Raw genomic sequence first — 16,133 nt, forward strand, 5'->3', positions numbered from 1 at the left:
TTTTTACGTACTAGGTCCTTGTGTATCGCTTTTATGAGCGCCGCTCAATAATCACTGCTTATAGCTGGCTAGGAATTTTTACAGGGATAGGGTAGTTATACATCCAAGTATGTGAGGTGTTTTCATTGCCTAATGAACCCTCAAAGCTCCAGCCCCATGTAAATAGATTGCCGTTCTTAAAAGGTATGCCATTGTTCTGATTGAGTGGTTTTTCATGTGCAATGAGATGCATTGTACCCATCGCCATATTATCGATATTTTTTAAGCTGGTCAGCTTGTTTGTTGGTTCATTTAAGTTTTCATAACTTGTTTTGCCTTTGCCGTCTGTTTCACCAAACATGCCCCAAGCATAAAGGATGCCATCTGACGCTTGGGTGTTACTGTTATTTGCTGCAACATTGTCCAACAGCACATAGCTGGCATTGCCATTGGCGTAGACACGGCGAACCTCTTTACCGGCAAACCAAGGCAATTTGGTTGGCGCAGTTATGGTGCTTGCCCATGCTTTTGCGGTATTTTTAAAGCCAATTCCGTTGTAGCCTATTTGGCTGCTAGTATTTAGCCCCCAACCATAGACAGAGTCTTTGTTGGTCAGTGCTAAAACATGATCTTTACCAGCAGCAAGCTGAGTGACTATTTCTTTTTCTACCCTTTGAGCAGTACTATCAGCCGAATCATGTGCAATGACATTGATACGTAACGGTTTATTATTAATATTGATGCAATTGTTGGCTTTATCACATCCTTGACCGCGCCCAAGATTGGCGCTCGCGTCGCTGCCCCAACCCCATACCTGACCTTTATCATCTAAGGCATATGAGCTACTGCTACTGGCTACGACTTGTATGATATGACCGACGCCCTCTGACGCCGAAAAGTCCACTTTGACTGGTATGCTGCTATTTATAGCGGTGTTATTACCGAGCTGCCCTTGAGCATTAGCGCCAAATGCCCAAACGCTGCCGTCTTTGGTCAACACCAAATTATGATTATAACCAGCCGCTAACATAACCGCATTATCAATACCGGCAATCGCGCTGATATCAAGACGACAATCAGCGGATTTAACACAAGAATGACGATTTGACTGACCACGTCCTAATTGTCCATAAGCATCATTACCCCAGCTATAAACTTGACCTTTATCGTCGATAGCAAGCGAGTGGTTTTGATTAAATTTAATAGATACTAGGTTTTTTGGGGCATTATTCATGAGTGTCGGTAACTCTGGATGTCCCATAGTATCAGCGAATGTCGAGGTATATGCGGTGCCTGTTTGCCCATAGTTATTACGACCCCAACCATAGAGCTGCCCATCATGAAGGGCTGCGGTATGTGAGCCACCAGCTGCCACCGTATCACCCAGATACATATTTTTGGTTGAGCGCATGATATTACCTGCATTGTCAGTGGCGGCTAAGGCAATGCTGTTTTCGCCTAAATCTAACAAGATGCGATCGTTAAAATAACCATTTGTGTCAATAGTTAGCGATTGAGGTACTCTACCGTTCAATGTATAAGTCACAGATTTTATGCCACCGCTATCTTGCACTTGACCTGAGACAAATACGGCCGCAACTGCGCTATAACCACTCGAAAAGTTGCTATCCGTTGTCAAAAGTGGCGGTGTCCCATCAATGATTTCTGTGCTGACATCAGAATCATCGCCACAAGCAGTCAACATCAAAGTAGCGGTAATCAAAGTGACTGCTTGGGTCAGAGTGGATAAACGCATAAATGTCTCAATCAGTGATCAATAAAATAAAAGGGGTAGCGATGCCAATCCTAAGATAGGGGCACTTAGTAAAGTCACTGTAATAATTTAAGCGAATAATATTACAAACGATAACTATTATCAATATGTAAATTAGGATGGCAGTATATTAGATATGCTATGTTACGGATCAGAGCAGCAAATATGATAATGACGGCGTACAGATGAGGTGCTGCCTATAGAGATTTGCCATCAGTATTTTTATAGGGCTGTAGCGAGGAGAGCTTTAATAAGACTTTATGATATGGTGGTAAATATAGCGACTAGGCGACTATCTGGAAGTATGGTAAAAGCGCGGATCATGCCACTGCGTTATATGTATGTTTCCATGATACTGAGTTAATAGTAAAATCGCATACTCACTTAAAGTGTTAATAATTATGCGATCTCTATAGTTAATTAAATGATCTAGCTAATGTAAAGATTGCTCTCAATACTATTTTTCATATGTAGTAAACGAGGGGCAACATCTTCCTCTAGTTTTGTACGGCTCAAAACGAAATTTGGCGCGCCACAATTAAAAGTCAGTAAGCCCTCAGTAGGGTGCATCAAAGCAGTGGCAACCGCATTGACATCTTTTTGCCATTCGCTAATTGAAAAGCAATAGCCATAATCTTCATAATCTTTAAAAGCTTTATCCAGTCCCCTTCTAATCTTTATCCAATCCTCTTTGTACTTAGTGCGAATGGCATCAAGGATAAATTCTTGCTCAGCCTGCGGCATACTTGCTAGACAGGCTCTGCCCATCGAACTTAAGTGAATAGGCAAGTATGAACCGACATTACGGCGCATAGTCGTAGTGCCATCACCTTGCACCACATTCAAATATACCATCGTTAGTCGATCGCGAGTGGCCATGGCAACAGCACTATTTGCATATTCTGCTAATTCTTCCATGTACGGCGTTACTAGATTGTTGATAGAGATGTTCGCCATCATCGTATAGCCGAACCCTAAGACACCGGCAGACAATTGATATTTACTACTATTTATTGATTGCTTTAAATAGCCGAGCTTAACTAAAGTATAAGTAAGACGCGTAATCGTGCCTTTAGGCAGTCCTGTTAATTGACTTAAGTCTTGATTACCAAGATAAGGACGCTGCGGGGTAAAACAACGAAGTAGCTCTAGCCCTCGCGCCAACGCGGTGACGAACTGCCGATCATTTTTATCGCGCATCTCTGCAATCGGCTCTAGCAGTTCGATATGTGTTGTGTTAGCCGAGCCTTCAGTAATAAGGTTTTTAGTTGTCATATATTATTTTTATTCTCAATTAAGTTAATACAAACGTAATGGTCAACACACTGCTTATCGTACTTTATTATCAGAATAAATTACTTTGGGCTAATAATAGTATGCACCTTTAACCATACTATCTTAAAGGTGCATTTAAAATACTTGGCACAGCTATTATAAGCTATTTCGCAATGCGGTATATATATTGAATAATGTTATGCTTTTTGTGGGTCATACTGTTGTTCTTTAATAAACAACGTCGGAATAAGACCACATAAGAAGTACGCACCTGCCATCAGCAATAAACCTGCGCCGATAGAATTTTGCATCGCCATATAACCAATAGCGACGGGTGCAATGACTGAGCCCAGTCGTCCGATATTGAATGCACCACCGATAGCAGTACCTCGAATAGCAGTCGGAAAGCTTTCGGTCAAATAGGTGGCGTTAATTGCATAAGGAATACCATATAAGAAGCCAAAGGTTATCATTAACCAACCGATGTTTTCTGGCGTATGCATGTAGACCAATACCGGTATAAATAGTGCCGTACCCATCGTACCAAAGGCGAACACTATTTTGCGACCTATCTTATCAGCCACAATACCTGCGACTAATTTGGCAAACATCATAGTCAGATAAGTACCTGCCATATAGATAGCCATCTCTTTAAACTTGATACCTAATTCAGTTTCTAGATAAGACGGTAACCAGTTGCTTACGCCAAAATAACCAAATAATAAAAGCCCTGAACTCATAGACCATAAAATAAACATGATGCGATGCTTTGGATTCTCAAATATGGCTTTGTAAGGGTTTTCAGGTTTTTGAAGTGAGTTCTTTGCGCCACTAAGTTTAAGGGCACGTGACTCTTTCCAAGACTGCGGCTCAGACACTAGAAAATACATCAATACTGCAAGAATAATAGGTATAAAGGTTAAGAGGTATAGGGTGCGCCAACCATAGCTAGGAATAATCCAAGCAGATAGGCTCGTAATAACGAGAGAGCCTAAAGTAAACCCTGTCATCAACATCGCAAGCACCGTCGTTCGATGTTTGGTAGGGACCATCTCAGACATCAACGTATTGGTCGCAATGTATAAGCTACCAAGACCCAAACATGCGGTGAATCGTAATGCTACAAAATGTTCGTAGCTCTGCGCAAACCCACTAAAACCTGATAATACAGAGAAGAGTGCGGTCGCAATCACGATAACCCGTACCCGTCCAAAACGATCACAGGCCCAGCCACCAAAGAACCCACCGATTGCCATGCCAAATAATGACCAACTGCCCAAAGCACCTGCTTGTACATTGGTCAATCCAAATTCTTGTTTTAAACTTGAAAGCGTAAAGGCAAGAATACCGATATCAGCCCCATCACATAACAAGACTAAAAAACAAAATACAAAGGCCAGTTTCCAAGGTTGCTTCTGAGTAGAATTTAAGCTTGGATTCGAAGTTATAGCCGCACTTTTCACAATACATATCCTTATCGTTGTGAGAATAAAAAACTATTTTGATAGTGTCTTTATGACGGTATTCACGTCCTAGCAAATACCGGTATCGCCTAGCTCATCAAACAAACTACTATTCACTTACTTCTTTAATCATATTACGGGCGATGATAATCTGCTGAATCTGAGTGGTACCTTCATATAAACGATATAAGCGCACATCGCGATAAAAACGCTCAATGCCATAATCGGCAATATAACCCGCACCGCCATGAATTTGTACGGCTCTATCAGCAACGCGGCCACACATTTCAGTGGCAAACATCTTGGCACAGGAGGATTCAGTGACGACATCTTTACCTTCATCGCGCAGGCGTGAGGCGTCTAATACCATGGATTTAGCCGCATAGATTTCTGCTTTCGAATCAGCGAGCATCGCTTGAATAAGCTGAAAATTGGCAATTGGCTGCCCAAACTGCTTACGCTCAACGGCATAATGTAATGCATCCTCCAACATGCGAGTCGCGGCTCCGGTACTCGCTGCAGCAATATGTAGGCGTCCTTTATCAAGTACTTTCATCGCGGTTTTGAAACCTACACCTTCGACACCACCAATCAAAGCATCAGCAGGCACGACACAATTATCAAAGATGACGTCACAGGTATGAGCACCTTTTTGCCCCATTTTTTTGTCAATTTTACCCAAAGTAATACCAGGGGTATCACTCTCAACGATAAAGGCTGAAATACCACCCGATCTTTTATTTTGCGGATCAGTACGTGCCATCACGGTAAACACGCCAGCTTCAGGGGCATTTGTAATATAGCGCTTAGTACCGTTAATAATGTAGGTATCACCGTCCTTGATAGCAGTGGTCTTTAATGAAGCGGCATCTGAGCCAGAATCCGGCTCGGTCAAACAAAATGAGCCAATGATTTCACCGCTGGCAAGTCTTGGTAGATATTTCTGTTTTTGCGCTTCAGTACCATCGATGACTAGTCCAGATGAGCCGATACCGTTATTTGTCCCTATCAATGAGCGAAAAGCAGGAGAGGTGCGCCCTAATTCAAATGCCAGTGTGACTTCTTCTTCCATCGTAACGCCAAGCCCGCCATACTCTTCAGGAATAGTCAGTCCAAACAGCCCTAACTCGCGCATTTGATTGATAATATCGTCTGGCAGACGGTCGTTTTCTGCTACCCAGTGTTCCATCGGTATTAATTGGTTATTCACAAATTGGCGGATAGTGTCGGTGATTTGGTCAAGAACGTCCTTATCTCTGATCATGTGATTCTTCCTTGTTTAATTGATATTCAAATTGAGAGCGGCTTCATAATTGCCTTGAACAAACAGCATAATTGATAGTTTATGAAATTACAATAGTTTTGGTTTAAATAACCGCAATGCGGTATTTATTAAAAAATTAAAGTTTAAATGGTCGGTTTATTTCTCAATTTAACTGAGATTTACCCTTCACAAAGGAAAATAAACAGTATATATTGGTCTTAAATATCGCTATGCGGTATTAATTATCATAATTACTGGTGTTTTTAAGGGTTGATGTACTTTACCTAAGGACACCGTTTAAGGGATAGCATCATGGAAGAGCCAATCATTATTTGTGAGCAACAAGAAAATGGCGTTAGTGTGATAAGAATTAATCGTCCTAAAGTTCGCAATGCTCTAAACACTGAACTACGCGAACAAATGGCAGAGATTTTTATCGAGTTAAATGATGACCCACAAACCAAGGCTATTGTGCTGACAGGTGGCGATAAGGTGTTCGCAGCCGGTGCTGATATCAATGATTTTTTAACCGCGAAAACAGTCGATGTGTATTTGCGTCATAGCGAACGCTACTGGGATGCCATCACCAATTGTCGCAAGCCGATCATTGCAGCGGTCAATGGTTATGCCCTTGGCGGCGGCTGTGAGCTTGCTATGCATGCCGACATCATCGTCGCTGGCAAGTCTGCTAAGTTTGGCCAACCAGAAATAAAAATAGGGCTGATGCCAGGAGCAGGGGGTACGCAGCGGCTATTTCGCGTAATTGGCAAACATAAAGCCATGAAGCTGATATTAACGGGCGACATGATAAGCGCTGATGAAGCAGATCAAATGGGGCTAGTCTCTGAAGTAGTCGAAGATGAAACGACTATCAAACGTGCTATCGAAATTGCGGAGAAACTAGCGGGTTACTCGCCTATTGCCTTAACCCAAATCAAAGAAGTTGCCAACCTCGGGGTGGACATGCCGCTACAAGCCGCATTGGCTTTGGAACGTAAAGCCTTTCAGATTTTATTTGATACTGAAGACCAAAAAGAAGGGGCAAAAGCCTTCTTAGAAAAGCGTCGTGCTGAATATAAAGGACAGTAGCTTGTTGAATCATATAGATACATAGCTAAGCAACCCTGAAAACGAGACTATTTAACAAGAGCGCATAAAGTAACAAGACCATATAAAGGATTATTATGACTGTTAAATCATTGGCCATTATCGGCACCGGTATTATGGGTATGGGTATTGCCCAAATCGCCGCCCAAGCAGGCATTCAAGTGCTTTTATTTGATGCCAAAGCAGGCGCTGCCGAGCAAGGACGCCAATCCCTTCAAGCTACCCTCGAAAAACTAGCCTCCAAAGGTAAATTCACCGATGAGCAGCTGCAATCTACTTTGAAAAATCTGACCGTGATTGAAGACATAGCCAAAATTGCCGAGGCTGATGTCGTTATTGAAGCAATTATTGAAAATTTAGAAATAAAACAACAGCTTTTTAAACAGTTAGAAAGCATTGTTCCTGCCGAGACGATTTTGGCAACCAATACCTCCTCGCTAGCGGTGACCGCGATTGCTTCTAATTGCGAGCACCCAGAGCGTGTGGCAGGATTTCACTTTTTTAATCCAGTACCCTTAATGAAAATCGTTGAAGTGATTCCGGGCATCTCTACCAAACCTTCAGTGGTTGAGACGCTGACGTCTTTAGCCAAACGCATGGGACATTTAGGGGTAGTGGCAAAAGATACCCCAGGATTTATCGTCAATCATGGCGGTAGAGCTTACGGTACAGAAGCCTTAAAAATATTAGGCGAGGGAGTTGCAAGTTTCGAGGACATCGACCGTATTTTACGTGACGGCGCGGGCTTTCGCATGGGGCCATTCGAGCTGCTTGATCTTACGGGTATCGATGTCTCTCATCCGGTTATGGAGTCGATTTATAACCAGTTCTATCATGAAGACCGCTATCGTCCGCATCCCTTGACCCGTCAAATGCTAACGGGTAACAAGCTTGGGCGTAAAGTTGGTGAAGGCTTTTATCACTACACAGAAAATAAAAAACAAGACGGTCAAAAAGTGTCAGCAGATACGTCTAAACAATCATTGTTTGAATCATTAGTTCTTAAAACAGGGTCTGATACTTCAAACCTCTCCGTTTGGATTGGGGCAGATCTAGCAGAAGATAAGCAACAGCTGGTTGACTATCTAAATGCGAGCGATATTACTATCGACGATAATGATAAGCCAAATTTTGACAGTTTAGTATTGCTGGCAATCTATGGCGAAGATACCACCAATGCTGCTATCCGCTATCAAGTCAATCCTAACCAAGCAGTCGCTATTGATATGCTGACTGACTTATCTAAGCATCGTACCTTGATGCCAAGTATCGTCACGCAAGATAACTTTATTGCACAAGCTTATTCTTTATTTGGTAGAAAAACAGATAACCGTTTAGTTGAGGACAAAGCCATTACACAGGTTGCTGTTGATGCCACACTGATCACTGAAAGCACTGGGTTTGTGGCGCAGCGAGTCGTGGCTATGGTGATTAATTTAGGCTGTGATATTGCGATGCAAGGTATTGCGTCTCCTGAAGATATCGATAATGCCGTCAAGCTTGGATTAGGGTATCCATATGGTCCTATTTCATGGGGGGACGAGCTTGGGGCTCAGAGAATCTTACTTATCTTAGAGCGTATTTATGGGTTAACAGGTGATCCGCGTTATCGCCCAAGCCCGTGGTTACAACGCCGCGCCACGCTAGGTATTTCACTATTTACTCAGCAAACTAATTATTAATATTAATACCAACAACCTAGCAATTTTGCTAAACCCTATATTTTAATAAGACAAACTCTCAAAACACAACAAGGAAAAGTTATGTTAGATGCCTATATTTATGACGGATTAAGAAGCCCTTTTGGTCGCCATGGAGGCGCATTAGCCACCGTTCGTCCTGATGACATGATTGCGACAGTAATGAAAGCTTTGGTCGAAAAGCATCAATTACCTAATGATATCTTTGATGAAGTGCTGATCGGTAATACCAATCAAGCTGGTGAGGACTCACGCAATATCGCTCGCAATGCTGCGTTATTGGCAGGGTTAGATGTCAAAACACCCGGTCAAACCGTCAATCGCTTATGCGCTTCAGGACTATCGACCATTATCGATGCGGCTCATAGTATTACTTGTCATGAGGGGGATATATTTCTAGCAGGGGGCGTTGAGTCCATGACCCGCGCACCTTTTGTCTTTGCTAAGACTGAGCAGCCTTTTAGTCGTGAATTTAAAGTATTTGATACGACTATTGGCAGCCGATTCCCCAATCCTATTATCGAAAAACAGTTTGGCAGCGATAGCATGCCGCAAACAGGCGATAACGTCGCTCGCAAATATGGTATCACTCGTGAAGAAGCAGACAAATTCGCAGCGGCTTCGCAAGCCAAATACCAAGCGGCAAAAAAAGCTGGTTTCTTCAATGATGAAATAACGCCAATTATGGTATCGCAAGGTAAAAAATTACCCGAAAAGGCGATAGCGGAAGATGAGCATCCTCGTGCCAGCTCTACTGTTGAGGCATTACAAAAACTTAAGCCTTTAAACAACGAAGGTGTCGTCACAGCAGGTAATGCGTCAGGTATCAATGATGGCGCAGCGGCGTTAATTATTGGGTCAAAGCAAGCAGAGGAAACGTTAGGCTTTAAGCCTATTGCCAAGATTCTTTCGTCTGGTGCTATGGGTGTTGAGCCGAATATTATGGGCGTAGGCCCTGTGGAAGCCATTAAACTGGCGTTGAAACGTGCTGACTTGACACTTGATGATATGTCCATTATTGAGATTAATGAAGCGTTTGCCTCGCAAGTACTTGGCTGCCTCAAAGGTCTAGAGATTGATTTTGATGACAAGCGCGTCAACCCTAACGGCGGAGCAATTGCTGTTGGGCATCCGCTGGGTGCATCAGGCGCAAGACTGGCATTAAGTACCGCTCGCGAGCTTCAGCGTACGGGCGAAAAATACGCGGTGGTCAGTTTATGCATTGGCATTGGGCAAGGGCTTGCCATGGTGATTGAACGAGTTTAATTTTTCCGAATTAACATCGCCATACTATTTTATTATCAAGGATGACCATAATGACTACGATACTTAACCAACATGAGGATTACCAGCAAGCTCAAGAAGCCTATGGTTTTCCTTTGATTATCAAACAGCTACTAAACCGTGCAAAAATCGCCTCTAAAGATCAAACCATTAGTTATGCGGATAAGGTTACTTATACGTACGCTGAATTTTTTAAGCGTGTTAATCGCTTGGCAAACGTACTCAAAGATATGGGTTTGCAAGCAGGTGATGTGGTTGCTGTTATGGATTGGGACAGTCATCGTTACCTTGAAGCGTACTTTGCTGTGCCTATGTCTGGAATGATTTTGCAAACGGTCAATGTACGCTTGGCTGAAGATAAAGTGCTGTATACCATCAATCATTCTAAACCAAAAGCCTTGTTACTTAATGCTGAGTTTGAGCCAATGGCTAAAAACTACCGTCATGAAGCCCCTTCTATTGAGAAAATTATTTGGCTGGATGACGTTCAATATGGTGAAAACGATACAAAAACTGAGCAAGCCAATATGCCAGATTATGTCGAAGGTGAGTATGAGGCAATGCTAGCTGCGGCCAGTGATGAGTTTGATTTTCCAGATTTCGATGAAAATACCATCGCTACCACATTTTATACGAGTGGTACAACGGGAGATCCAAAAGGAGTTTTCTTTACCCATCGACAGATCGTATTACAGACTCTATCGAGTACGCTAGCATCTGCACTTAGTGCCGAAGGTCAAGGTGCTCGCTACAATGATGTTTATATGCCGATGACGCCATTGTTCCATGTGCATGCTTGGTGCTGGCCGTATGGGGCAACCATGATAGGGCTCAAACAAGTGTATCCAGGGCGCTATGTATCCGAAGTATTGGTTGACTTGATTGAACAGCATAAGGTAACGCTATCACATGGTGTCCCAACCATTTTACAAATGTTAATCAAAGAAATGGCAACACGAGGACGCAAGTTTAACGGTCTTAAATTGTCAGTAGGGGGCTCCAAATTAAACGAAGGTCTAGCTGAAGCCGCTATTGAAAGTGGCATAGAGTTTATCTCGGGGTTTGGAATGTCAGAGTCCTGTCCTGTCCTTGCCAGAATGGCATTCGGCGATCAGACAAGTGCTATGACGACGACAGAAGAGATTAATTATCGTTGTCTTTCTGGCTCACCAATTATGCTGGTATCGATGGAGCTTTGGGATGCGAACGGCAAATCTTTACCGATGGATGGTGAGTCGACCGGCGAACTCGTCGTTCGAGCACCTTGGCTGACCCAAAGTTATTTTAAGAATCCAGATGCTGGCGATGAGTTATGGCGCGGTGGCTGGATGCATACCCAAGATATTGCCTGCATTACCGCTGATGGTACTCTCAAAATTACGGATAGGCTCAAAGATGTCATCAAGTCAGGTGGCGAATGGGTATCCTCGCTTGAAGTCGAAAATATTTTATCATTCCATCCTTGCGTTGCTGAAGTGGCCGTTATTGGCGTAGCGGATGAAAAATGGGGCGAACGTCCTCTAGCGTTAGTGGTCCTGAAACCTGATCATACCGATATTAAAGCCGAGGATATTTTAGCATTGGGTCATCAAGCAGTTGAAAAAGGCTATTTACCAAAGTATGGCGTGCCAAGTGAAATAAAATTCTTAGTAGAAATGCCGAAGACCAGTGTGGGTAAGCTTGATAAGAAAAAAATGCGGATGATGTATGCAGAAAAATTAATCTGATCCAAACATATTTATTAGTGACTGCAAAAAAACAGTCAATGCAGCTTACTGAGAATTTGAGTAGGTATGTTCATTGGCGTGACTAGACGAGATAACTATGAAAGCTTTAGCAAAATTACCAGAAATACAAGAGACGCTTAATAAAGACAATAACCATCCTATGCATGGTTTTGCGGTTATTTACTCTCAACAAGTAGAGTGGGGCGATATGGATTCTTTTGGTCATGTCAATAATGTGGTCTATTACACTTATGCCCAAAATGCTCGTATTCACTATAACAGCCAATTAAATCTATTCAATGAAAAGACTTTTTCAGTCATGGCAGCATCATCCTGTCAATATTTCAAACCAGTGGTCTACCCCGATACCTTATGGATTGGGGTTCGAATTAAGAAAATTGGCAATGCCAGCTTGATTCACGAGTACACCTATTATAGTACTGCTATGAATACTATCGTTGCTATCGGTGAGTCAGTACTGGTATATCTTGATAAAGCCACTGGACAAAAGAAAAATATCGATGACACAAAAAAAGCCGCTATTAGTGATTTTGAAAGGGTTCAATAAAGTAGGAGACATGTGTTTTTGTACAAGGAGATAGTACTGGTATTTATGAAGTAACAAAATACAGTAGCGATAGGCATTTAAAGGAATTTTCAAACAATACAAGGAATGTATAGATCATGCTTTATATCAAAAAGTTGTCTTTTGGTTTGGCGGTTCTTGGGGTATGTGCACAAGCACAAGCCATAGATCTTGTCACAAATGCAGATACTACTCTAAGTATCGGTGGTTATGTTAAAGCCGAGGGTATATTTTATTCTCCAGATGAAGGCGAGTCAGAGTTCAAAGGCAATGCACGGCAATCTCGGATTAATCTGAAAACCACTAAGAAGGTAGAGGATAAAAAATTAACGGGTTTTATTGAAGGGGATTTTTATGGCAATGCCGCAAATGGCGGTTCAGACTTGCGACTTCGCCATGCTTATGTTCAGGTCAATGATTTGACCGTAGGTAAGACATGGAACGGGCAGTTCTTAGCAGTCTACCCGCTTTTGACTGAACAGCTCGACTTTCGAGGTACGGGATTAGGAACCATCTCAGGTGGGGGCGCTGATATCCGTCCAGATTTAACGGTGCATTATACCCATAAAGGGCTTCGTTTTACCGCTCAACAACCTGTTTATGAAGATGCTAACCTGCCTGATATGGTGGTCAGCTATAAAAATAACATATCTGATCTTAGCTATAACTTAGCGGTCACTGCGCGTGAGGCTAAAAATGGAAACGATTCAGATGTAGGTGTCGGTGCTTCTTTGGCTGGTAAACTCAAACTGGGTAATGACTCATTACATGCGAGCGTATTCAACGGTGAAGGGATGGGCGTCTATTCGACGGTATGTGTCGGAAAAGCGCTTGGGGCGACTGGAGCTATAGATTGTGATGCTGAAAATGGTGAACTTGTGTCGCAAACAGGCTTTACAGTAGGGTATAGGCATAAATTTACAGAGAAGCTTCTGAGTAATATGCGTTATGGCGAGATTAATGTAGATGATGCGGCTGATACTTCCGTCAATGTAAAAAGTATAAACCTTGTCTATAATTATTTACCAGATCTCGATTTTGGTATTGAATGGCGAGATCGAAGCGATAAGACGTTATCGCAAGTAAAGAAAGGTCAGCAAGTCGAAATCATGGCCAAATATAGCTTCTAAGCTAAATAATTTTTAAGCGGAATAGCTGAATAGTATTTCGTTTAAAGTTATATGTCATTGTCTAACTCATGATTATGCAGTTATTGCTTGTATCGCAAGTTAGGAGAAAGGCGCATAAAGCTTGTCACTTATGGTAGTAAAGAGCGAAAGGATAAAAGGTTATGAGCTATGCTGAAGAAACCGTACACCTAAACTTGGTAAACTAAGCGTATTAATCGGAGTTTATCATGACCAAGAAAATAAGAAGCTACAGTGACGAATTTAAAGCCGAGGCCGTCAAGAAGATAGCAGACAATAATGGCAATATCACAGCGACCGCAAAGCAGCTTGGCATCGCCATGCAGACCTTATCTAATTGGCATAATAAAGCCAATCAAGGCAAGCTTATCGGCACAGAACAATATGATCCTGATCTTATGACGGCTCTTCAGGAAATAAAGCAGCTCAAACGACAGCTTAAAGTAGCCGAAGAGGAACGAGAGATATTAAAAAAGGCGACGGCGTACTTTGCCAAGCACAGTTAGTGAAGTACGCCTTTATCAAAAACAACGATCTCTTCTTTAGTATCACTACTATGTGTCGTGTACTAAAGGTTAAGCATTCTAGCTACTATGACTGGCTGAGTCGTGATATCAGTGAGCAACAGATACACCGTAACCAGTCTGAGCTACTTGTCAGAGCGGCACATAGTGAAACAAAAGCACGTTATGGTGCTGATCGACTGCACGCAAAGCTGATAGAGCAAGGGCACGATATTAGCCTATATATGGTCAGAAGCATTAAAGAAGAACATGATATCAAATGCCGTCGTCACAAACGCTTTAAAGTCACTACTGACTCCGATCATAACAAGCTCGTTTATCCAAACGTGCTAGATCAAAAATTTAATGCTAAGCATCCTAATGAATCGTGGGTCAGTGATATTACTTATATTTGGACCAATGAGGGTTGGTTGTATTTAGCTGGAGTCAAAGATTTATACACCAAAGAGCTGGTCGGGTATGCTATTAATAAGCGAATGACCGCAGATTTAGTATGTCATGCACTCAATATGGCAATCAAAAATAAACGTCCAAGCCAAGGACTGATTGTGCACTCTGACAGAGGCAGCCAGTATTGTAGTCATGCCTATCACAAAATCATCAAGCAGCATAATTTCAAAGGCTCAATGAGTGGTAAAGGCAATTGTTTCGACAACGCACCCATAGAAAGCTTCTGGGGCACATTAAAGAATGAGCTAGTGTATCACCAAGACTATAAAACAAGGTTTGTAGCCATCAGCGATATCATTGGCTATATTGAGCTGTACTACAACCAAACGAGGATTCAAAAGAGTTTAGGCTATAAGTCGCCAAGACAGGTGTGGTTTGACTATTATCGTCAAGCTGCTTGATTCAAATCTCCCAAGTTTAACTGTACGGATTTGACGGCAGGGGTCAGTTATTAGCGTGACTGCAAGCAGGTGCAATGGAATTTTTATATACGGCTATGCCAAATTTAAGCTTTAGCGTTTTTCGGCATAGCTCATTTTTGCGTTGACTGCTACACTATTACACTATCTGACACTCCAACATATTCTTTAAAGCATTACCATAAAAACTGATTAAGGACAGGTTATGCATATCACGGCGAATTTTGATGCGGGCAATATTGAGGTTATTAGTTTAGAAGATAAAAAAGATATCCAATTGGCTATTCGTCCGGACGTCGGTGGCGAGTTTTTTCAATGGTTTAACTTTCGTATAACCGGTCAAATTGGCGAGCAATATGTGCTCAATATCCTGAATGCAGGGGAAGCCGCGTTTCCTGGAGGGTGGGAGAGTTATCAAGCAGTTGCTTCCTATGATCGTGAGTATTGGTTCCGCCTGCCCACCTCTTATAAAGACGGCAAGCTGACCATAAACGTAGACATGGAATGTGAAACCATTCAAATTGCTTTTTTTGCCCCTTACAGCTATGAGCGTCATCAAGATTTATTAGCCGCTGTACAAATGCACCCATTTGTGACGTTAGAGCATTTAGGTGAAACGCTTGATAAGCGCGACTTAACCTTGGTTAAAATTAGTGATGGCGATAGCAGTAGTGACGAGAGTAAGCGCAACATTTGGATCACAGCGCGTCAGCATCCTGGTGAGACTATGGCTGAATGGCTGGTCGAAGGTCTCATGTATAGCTTATTAGACGGTGATAATGCGACTGGCAAATTATTATTAGATAAAGCAAACTTTTATATTGTGCCGAATATGAACCCCGATGGCAGTGTACGTGGTCACCTACGTACCAATGCAGTCGGAACGAACCTAAACCGCGCCTGGTCAAATCCGAGTTTAGAAAAAAGCCCTGAAGTGTTTCATGTTATTAAGAAAATGGAAGCGACTGGCGTTGATCTATTTTATGATGTACATGGTGACGAAGAGATACCTTTTGTCTTCCTTGCCGGCTCTCAAGGGACGCCTAATTATAACGACCGACTCGCGCGACTCCGTGATAGATTTTCAGAAGTGTTAAAGCTGGCCAGTGCTGAATTTCAGACTGAAGAAGGCTATGATGTTGATGCACCGGGTACAGCGAATATGACGCTCGCAACTCACTGGGTGGCCGAACGTTTTGACTGCCTAGCCAATACTTTGGAGATGCCGTTCATAGATAACAATAATGTACCTGATGCAGATACGGGTTGGTCACCAGAGCGTTCTATTAAATTAGGAGAAGCGTCGCTAGTTGCCATGTTAGCGGTAGTTGATGATTTACGTTAGTTAACAGCTTCTCTAATCCTAATTTTATAACACCACATAAGAAAAACCATCATAAAAAGGTTGCGATCGCTATTTTTAATATAGCGAT

General features: G+C 42.4%; 12 protein-coding genes. 8 read left to right on the top strand and 4 right to left on the bottom strand.

Going from position 1 to position 16,133, the window contains the following annotated elements:
* Positions 1-58: 58 nt before the first annotated feature.
* The 4 genes from PSYCG_RS06155 to PSYCG_RS06170 all read right to left on the bottom strand — a co-directional run bounded on the left by PSYCG_RS06155 (position 59) and on the right by PSYCG_RS06170 (position 5,755).
* A complete protein-coding gene (locus PSYCG_RS06155) occupies positions 59-1,735 on the bottom strand; it encodes a hypothetical protein (RefSeq protein WP_020443428.1) in 1,677 nt (558 codons plus the stop codon).
* 447 nt (positions 1,736-2,182) lie between these two features.
* A complete protein-coding gene (locus PSYCG_RS06160; protein ID WP_011513564.1) occupies positions 2,183-3,028 on the bottom strand; it encodes an IclR family transcriptional regulator in 846 nt (281 codons plus the stop codon).
* A gap of 197 nt (positions 3,029-3,225) precedes the next feature.
* Complete coding sequence (locus PSYCG_RS06165; protein ID WP_020443429.1) at positions 3,226-4,491, bottom strand: MFS transporter; 1,266 nt, start codon at positions 4,489-4,491, stop codon at positions 3,226-3,228.
* Between the two features lie 109 nt (positions 4,492-4,600).
* Positions 4,601-5,755 carry an acyl-CoA dehydrogenase family protein gene (locus PSYCG_RS06170; protein ID WP_020443430.1) on the bottom strand — a complete coding sequence of 385 codons (1,155 nt, stop codon included), beginning with the start codon at positions 5,753-5,755 and terminating at the stop codon, positions 4,601-4,603.
* 312 nt (positions 5,756-6,067) lie between these two features.
* Here PSYCG_RS06170 and PSYCG_RS06175 point away from each other — a divergent pair, with 312 nt between their 5' ends.
* The 8 genes from PSYCG_RS06175 to PSYCG_RS06215 all read left to right on the top strand — a co-directional run bounded on the left by PSYCG_RS06175 (position 6,068) and on the right by PSYCG_RS06215 (position 16,045).
* The gene (locus tag PSYCG_RS06175) at positions 6,068-6,844 is read left to right on the top strand and encodes an enoyl-CoA hydratase (protein WP_020443431.1); all 777 of its coding nucleotides are present in this window, start codon (positions 6,068-6,070) and stop codon (positions 6,842-6,844) included.
* Positions 6,845-6,933: 89 nt separating this feature from the next.
* Positions 6,934-8,544 carry a 3-hydroxyacyl-CoA dehydrogenase gene (locus tag PSYCG_RS06180; RefSeq protein WP_144061757.1) on the top strand — a complete coding sequence of 537 codons (1,611 nt, stop codon included), beginning with the start codon at positions 6,934-6,936 and terminating at the stop codon, positions 8,542-8,544.
* An 81-nt stretch (positions 8,545-8,625) separates the two neighbouring features.
* Positions 8,626-9,828, top strand: coding sequence for a 3-oxoadipyl-CoA thiolase (locus PSYCG_RS06185; protein WP_020443433.1), 1,203 nt, complete (start codon positions 8,626-8,628; stop codon positions 9,826-9,828).
* A gap of 50 nt (positions 9,829-9,878) precedes the next feature.
* The gene (locus tag PSYCG_RS06190; protein ID WP_020443434.1) at positions 9,879-11,573 is read left to right on the top strand and encodes a fatty acid--CoA ligase; all 1,695 of its coding nucleotides are present in this window, start codon (positions 9,879-9,881) and stop codon (positions 11,571-11,573) included.
* 97 nt (positions 11,574-11,670) lie between these two features.
* Positions 11,671-12,141: an acyl-CoA thioesterase gene (locus PSYCG_RS06195; RefSeq protein WP_020443435.1), complete on the top strand. Its 471-nt coding sequence runs from the start codon at positions 11,671-11,673 to the stop codon at positions 12,139-12,141.
* Positions 12,142-12,287: 146 nt separating this feature from the next.
* Entirely contained in the window at positions 12,288-13,289 is a 1,002-nt protein-coding gene (locus tag PSYCG_RS06200) for a hypothetical protein (RefSeq protein ID WP_227500766.1), read from the top strand.
* Between the two features lie 227 nt (positions 13,290-13,516).
* A protein-coding gene (locus PSYCG_RS06210; protein ID WP_144061748.1) for an IS3 family transposase occupies positions 13,517-14,682 on the top strand; the annotation gives its coding sequence in 2 pieces (ribosomal slippage) (positions 13,517-13,775 and positions 13,775-14,682; 1,167 coding nt in all).
* 223 nt (positions 14,683-14,905) lie between these two features.
* The gene (locus tag PSYCG_RS06215; protein WP_020443437.1) at positions 14,906-16,045 is read left to right on the top strand and encodes a M14-type cytosolic carboxypeptidase; all 1,140 of its coding nucleotides are present in this window, start codon (positions 14,906-14,908) and stop codon (positions 16,043-16,045) included.
* Positions 16,046-16,133: the final 88 nt, after the last annotated feature.

The organism is Psychrobacter sp. G (genome assembly GCF_000418305.1).
Lineage (GTDB): Bacteria > Pseudomonadota > Gammaproteobacteria > Pseudomonadales > Moraxellaceae > Psychrobacter > Psychrobacter cryohalolentis.

Coding starts and splice junctions, on each gene's coding strand:
- PSYCG_RS06215 (WP_020443437.1), top strand. CDS start 14,906: ATGCATATCACGGCGAATTTTGATGCGGGCAATATTGAGGTTATTAGT.
- PSYCG_RS06190 (WP_020443434.1), top strand. CDS start 9,879: ATGACTACGATACTTAACCAACATGAGGATTACCAGCAAGCTCAAGAA.
- PSYCG_RS06175 (WP_020443431.1), top strand. CDS start 6,068: ATGGAAGAGCCAATCATTATTTGTGAGCAACAAGAAAATGGCGTTAGT.
- PSYCG_RS06185 (WP_020443433.1), top strand. CDS start 8,626: ATGTTAGATGCCTATATTTATGACGGATTAAGAAGCCCTTTTGGTCGC.
- PSYCG_RS06155 (WP_020443428.1), bottom strand. CDS start 1,735: ATGCGTTTATCCACTCTGACCCAAGCAGTCACTTTGATTACCGCTACT.
- PSYCG_RS06195 (WP_020443435.1), top strand. CDS start 11,671: ATGAAAGCTTTAGCAAAATTACCAGAAATACAAGAGACGCTTAATAAA.
- PSYCG_RS06160 (WP_011513564.1), bottom strand. CDS start 3,028: ATGACAACTAAAAACCTTATTACTGAAGGCTCGGCTAACACAACACAT.
- PSYCG_RS06170 (WP_020443430.1), bottom strand. CDS start 5,755: ATGATCAGAGATAAGGACGTTCTTGACCAAATCACCGACACTATCCGC.